This is a genomic window from Lacticaseibacillus salsurae (assembly GCF_045862175.1).
Lineage (GTDB): Bacteria > Bacillota > Bacilli > Lactobacillales > Lactobacillaceae > Lacticaseibacillus > Lacticaseibacillus salsurae.
Genome location: NZ_BAAFZI010000090.1, coordinates 1 through 5,058, shown reverse-complemented (window position 1 = coordinate 5,058; position 5,058 = coordinate 1). Strand labels below are relative to the sequence as shown.

At 47.0% G+C, this 5,058-nt stretch carries 3 protein-coding genes and 4 pseudogenes; 5 read left to right on the top strand and 2 right to left on the bottom strand.

Features of this window, described 5'->3' with window-relative positions; genetic code table 11:
• The 3 pseudogenes from ACKTSG_RS13525 to ACKTSG_RS13515 all read left to right on the top strand — a co-directional run.
• Positions 1-307, top strand: a pseudogene (locus ACKTSG_RS13525) (IS5/IS1182 family transposase); the annotation flags it as partial.
• A gap of 1 nt (position 308) precedes the next feature.
• Positions 309-953 (top strand): annotated as a pseudogene (locus ACKTSG_RS13520) (IS30 family transposase); the annotation flags it as partial.
• A 49-nt stretch (positions 954-1,002) separates the two neighbouring features.
• Positions 1,003-1,233 (top strand): annotated as a pseudogene (locus ACKTSG_RS13515) (cupin domain-containing protein); the annotation flags it as partial.
• A gap of 72 nt (positions 1,234-1,305) precedes the next feature.
• Here ACKTSG_RS13515 and ACKTSG_RS13510 read toward each other — a convergent pair.
• The gene (locus ACKTSG_RS13510) at positions 1,306-2,322 is read right to left on the bottom strand and encodes an IS30 family transposase (RefSeq protein WP_407895514.1); all 1,017 of its coding nucleotides are present in this window, start codon (positions 2,320-2,322) and stop codon (positions 1,306-1,308) included.
• A 148-nt stretch (positions 2,323-2,470) separates the two neighbouring features.
• Between ACKTSG_RS13510 and ACKTSG_RS13505 the strand changes: the two genes are divergently transcribed.
• Together ACKTSG_RS13505 and ACKTSG_RS13500 are read left to right on the top strand one after the other, a co-directional pair.
• Positions 2,471-3,163 (top strand): response regulator transcription factor, encoded by a 693-nt coding sequence (locus ACKTSG_RS13505; RefSeq protein ID WP_054719591.1) that lies wholly within the window; start codon positions 2,471-2,473, stop codon positions 3,161-3,163.
• On the top strand, positions 3,156-4,529 hold the full coding sequence (locus tag ACKTSG_RS13500) for a sensor histidine kinase (protein WP_407895511.1): 1,374 nt from the start codon (positions 3,156-3,158) through the stop codon (positions 4,527-4,529). Before ACKTSG_RS13505 ends, ACKTSG_RS13500 begins: the two co-directional genes overlap by 8 nt.
• Positions 4,530-4,596: 67 nt before the next feature.
• Here ACKTSG_RS13500 and ACKTSG_RS14360 read toward each other — a convergent pair.
• Positions 4,597-4,749 (bottom strand): annotated as a pseudogene (locus ACKTSG_RS14360) (IS4 family transposase); the annotation flags it as partial.
• Between the last annotated feature and the right edge of the window lie 309 nt (positions 4,750-5,058).

Here is a 5,058-nt window from a genome sequence, read left to right as displayed (position 1 = left end):
GAAGCTTGGCCGGCATCCAAAACACGTTGATGCAGCGAAACGGCGTGAGGATACTGATGCCGAGAATCGAAGAGGTACCATTGAACGCCGGTTTGCTTTTATGAAGGGCACGCTGGGGCTTGACTTGGTGAACACTCGGACAGCTGAATCACTGGCCGTCAAGATTGACGCGGCCATCGTCTTGAGCAATGTGCTGACCCTGTTAAGGGTATTTGCTATACCAATTTTAATTTTGGCTAAATTCGACGGTGAGGCCTATCAAATTCGCTATAAATTTACTACAAGGGTCGAAAATATGGTGGCCTAGTTCAACAGCCACTATTTATAATTGGCTAAATCAGGGGAGAATTGGTTTCTCCTTGAATGATCTACCTGAACATGGCGTACGCCAACGGCGTAACGTTGACCAACGATCCAAATATAATCAATCTTTGGGGCGATCAATTGAACAGCGTCCCATGATGATTAATCAACGTAATCGCATCGGCGATTTTGAACTAGATACAGTCGTTGGTCCTCGTGGGCATAGTAAGGCAGTTTTATTAACTTTAATCGATCGCAAATCACGGTTCCTTTGGGCATACCGGTTAAAAGATCGGACGACAGCGACTGTTAATGAAGCACTAACTAAGTTCCTAACCACTTTTAATGGTCCGGTGCACAGCTTTACTGTGGACCGTGGCACTGAGTTTAGCGGTCTAGTATCACTTGAAGCACAATACGGTATTAAGACCTATTACTGCCATGCTTATACGCCAGCTGAACGTGGTAGTAATGAACGATTTAATCGGAATTTACGTTATTTTTATCCTAAAGGGACTCGTTTTGAGCACATTAGTGCTCAAGATTTAACGACGACGTTACTCCAAATTAACCAGCGACCGCTTAAAATACTCGACTGGCAAACACCGTATCAGGTTATACTGACAAATTTGTCCAAAAATTCGGATTAAATTTGCAATCTACCATACGCTCTCTTAAAAGTTGTCTCAGGAATCAGCTTACATCCAATGGGGGAAAGATAAAGATCATTTAACAGTTGATCAGGAAATTCATCCGGGAGAGGCTGTAGTTGTTCCTGATAACACTTGGCATAACGTGATCAACGCTGGAAAACAGACCATGAAGGTCTTCTCTATTTATTCACCGGTCAAGCACCAAAAAGGAACTAATGAAGCCACTAAAGCCGATGCAATTAAGCAGGAGGGCCCTCTGGAGGGTACTGGTGAATAAGACAAATTATTTACCTCAATTTTCAAGTCAAGTACAACGATGATAACGAATCCTTGATAGTGGTCTAGGTTGTTAAGCCATGCGTCGGTAGTAATCGCATGGTCGAAGATAGTTCAGAATACGTCTGGGACGATGGTTCAGTGCGGACTGGACTGCCTGGATCTCAACCAGCGTAACGTCCCTGAGAGACCTTCCCTTCGGGAAGTACTCCCTGAGTAGTCCGTTGGTGTTCTCGTTAGTGCCGCGCTCCCAAGGCGAGTATGGATGAGCAAAATAGATCTGGGTTCCAACAATCTCTGATAACTTGGCAAACTCGGAACCGTTGTCAAACGTGATACTCTCAAACTCCTTGACACCGTAGTCGTCAATCGTGTCCTGCAAAGCTTTAAGACAGGTGCCCGCATGATAGTCAGGAATCTTGACGATGATTTCAGTCCGGCTGTACCGTTCTGTGAGGGTCATTAATGCTGGCTCATCAGCTGAGCGAATGCCTTTGACCAAGTCACCCTCCCAATGTCCCACGCCTGTGCGGTCATTCACGGCCGCAGGACGCAACTCGATTGAGTCGCCGTATATCTTCTTGTTCTTACGCTTATGGGCGTTCTTATAAGCTTTGACCCGGCGTCGTAGCTTCTTAGGCAACGCCATGTTGTCTAGCTTAAGCAGTCCGGCATCGATGTAGCGATACACGGTTGTCGTTGAAGGACAGGACTTACCCTGGTCGCAATAGAAGTGTACGAAGCTGTCAACGCTATGTACGCGGGGCTTACGAGTAAGCTCCTTAGTAAGAGCCTTAAAGAACGTACGGCTGGTTTTGAGAAAGATGTGGTGTCCCGTCCTGTCACGTTTCTGGGCGTGTAGTGTTTGAGCCGTTTCTGCAAGATAGACTTGGTGAGAATGGTGCTTTGAGTCGAGCTGAGCTACCGCTCCGCGTGTGATCTCTCGTGAGATTGTCGACTTATTGCAATGGAGCACCAGCGCAATATCGGTCATAGTCTTGCCGGCAGACCGGAGGGCCTGAATCGTAGCTCGGTCGCCAAGATTAAGTTTTTGGTAGTGCTTGTGGGTGCTAATCTGGGAGTGGGTCATGAAGATTCCTGCTTTCTTGTTTAGCTAGCACTAACAAGAATAGGTCTTCATGGCCTTTTTGGTCTAGTCGTCAGGGTGTTGCACTTGAATTGTAAACTGGGGAGAATATGTTATTCTTGCAATAGCAATTTGCGAAAAGGGGGAGCACATGGCACAGTCATTGTTATTAGTTGAAGATGAAGAAAGTTTGACCACCTTTTTATCCTCAGAACTCAAATTTGAAGGCTATGACGTTTCGGTAGTGCACGACGGCTTGAGTGCGTGGCAATATTATCAAGCGCACGGCCAAAGTCTCGACTTGGTGATTTTAGATTGGATGTTGCCCAAACTCGACGGCTTAGAAGTCTTACGGCGCATTCGCAAAAACGATGACTTGCCAGTGATCATGATGACCGCACGCGATTATGTTGGCGACAAAGTGGCAGGATTGGATAACGGGGCCGATGATTACATCACCAAGCCTTTTGATATCGAAGAATTGCTGGCGCGGGTTCGCGTATGTGTTCGCCGGCAGAACCATACCCCGCATAGTACCTATACCGTTGGTGATTTGACGCTGGATACTAAAGCCCGTACCGTTCGGCGAGGCGACCAAGTGGCGGTGCTGACGCCGCGTGAATATGAACTGTTGTTAGCCTTGATCCAACACGCCGATAATCCCATGACACGCGATGAGTTACTGGATACCGTGTGGGGGCAAGACTTTGATGGGCAAGTCAATATTGTCGATGTGTATATTCGCTACTTGCGCAACAAATTGGACTTGCCAAACACGACGCCTTTGATCCACACGGTGCGCGGTGTCGGTTATGTGTTATCAGCGGACTGGTGCCATGCCTAAAAATACCGAATCTAGCGCCAGTCGGATTTCGCGTGCTTATGCCTGGCTACTCACCGTATTAATGCTGGCAGTGGGTTTGGTCACCATCAGTGTGGTCGGCGCGCATTTGATCCACAATAAAAAAGATGATGCGTCGCAATTGATGACCACCTTGCAAAAAAGTTTCGCCGACAACAAACCAGACTGGGATTATTGGCGCGATACGGCCAATGTCAATATGCATACCAGCCTTGTGCGGGTGATCGTGCGGCCGCATACCAAACCGACCCGCTATTACTACACCAAACATACCAAAGCCTTTTTGAAAGATGATTGGGATACTTGGGCGTTATGGTCACATATCCAATACCAACAAAAGCAAGGGATTTATTACCACTTGGCTGAAACCGAGCATTATGGCAAAACCAAAGTCACCTATGAATTGTGGCTGAGTTTGAATAATATGATCGAGTTATTCAAGTTGACTTTGTTGGTGATCGTGGTGATGAGTATGATCGGCTTATTGTTAGGCATTTGGCTGATTCATATTTTTGCCAAAAGGCTCAATCAACCACTGGTCGATTTGACGACTGCGGCGGAAACCATCGTGGAAGCCAAAGATGCCACTTATCATGAAACCTTGCCAGTGCCTGCTGGACCGGCTGAAGTCAAAGCATTGGGAATTGAATTTAACCGTTTGTTGACGAGCTTGAATCAACAAGTGATTCGCGACCATCAATTTGTTTCGGATGCGTCGCATGAATTGCGCACGCCGTTAGCGGCAATACGTGGGCATGCGGGCTTAATTCGCCGCCATGCCAAAGATCATCCCGAAATTGTGCAAGAGTCTTTGGCGACCATCGAATCGTCAAGCTTAGCGATGCAAGAGTTGATCGAGCGATTATTGAGTTTGTCGCGGATGGATCATGCGCATTTAGCCGGTGACTGGTTTGATTTGACCAAACTAGCCCAGCGCGTGGCCAACAGTTATCCGATCGGTGACCATAAGCCTTTGCAAGTGATCGGCACAGAAACCGTGTTGGCCTATGCCCATCGGGATTCGATCGAACAGGTGGTAGTGGCATTACTCAATAATGCCGAAAAATATGGGGAAGACTCTCACATTACCCTTGAAGTGGCGCGCACGCATGATCGGGCGTTGTTGTCTGTGTCTGATTTAGGCCCAGGGGTTGCGGATGTGGATAAGGCCAAAGTGTTCGACCGGTTTTACCGCGTGGATGCTTCGCGCGAAAAACAAATCGGCGGCACCGGATTGGGTTTAGCCATTGCCAAGCGATTGATCGATTTGAATCATGGTGAGCTGGAAGTCATCGATAATCACCCGACTGGGGCAAAATTTGTGATCAGTTTACCCACTAAAGGTTGAAAGTATCAAATAGACCGTAACCATTGATGTCAAACGGTTATGGCACGGTATATTACTAGTTTCCACTTCATTGAGCATTACCGAGTAGCCTGGCCAGGCTACTCGGTAATGCTTTTATAAATTCGTCAAAAATAATAGTTAATGTTTCAACCGCCATGTCGAGTTTTTCACCTAGACCAGTAATTGTTTGTATCAGCCAATTCAACGCACTTACTAACTTACCTGGATTATTCATAGAATTTCAAAAAAGCAGCGCAATCCCACGATTCACACGGGACTGCGCTGCTTTGGTGTTTCACCCATTGGGTGCGCCTATATGCTAAGGTTGAGTCGACGAAAACCATCACGAAAGCGAGGCTTCACACCATCTCAACTTTAACCAGCTTATCCCTGCAATGCAATACCAATGTGACTGTGACCGCCGACGGCGGTCAACTTTCAAATGACGCCGGGCTCGTTTTGTTCCAAGAGTTTCTTCATCGTATCAACTTTAGGCAACTTGCCAATCAGTGCCTCAAGTTACCAGACC

Bases quoted from the DNA above. Each gene is read 5' to 3' on its own strand.
- ACKTSG_RS13500 (WP_407895511.1), top strand. From the start codon at position 3,156: ATGCCTAAAAATACCGAATCTAGCGCCAGTCGGATTTCGCGTGCTTAT.
- ACKTSG_RS13510 (WP_407895514.1), bottom strand. From the start codon at position 2,322: ATGACCCACTCCCAGATTAGCACCCACAAGCACTACCAAAAACTTAAT.
- ACKTSG_RS13505 (WP_054719591.1), top strand. From the start codon at position 2,471: ATGGCACAGTCATTGTTATTAGTTGAAGATGAAGAAAGTTTGACCACC.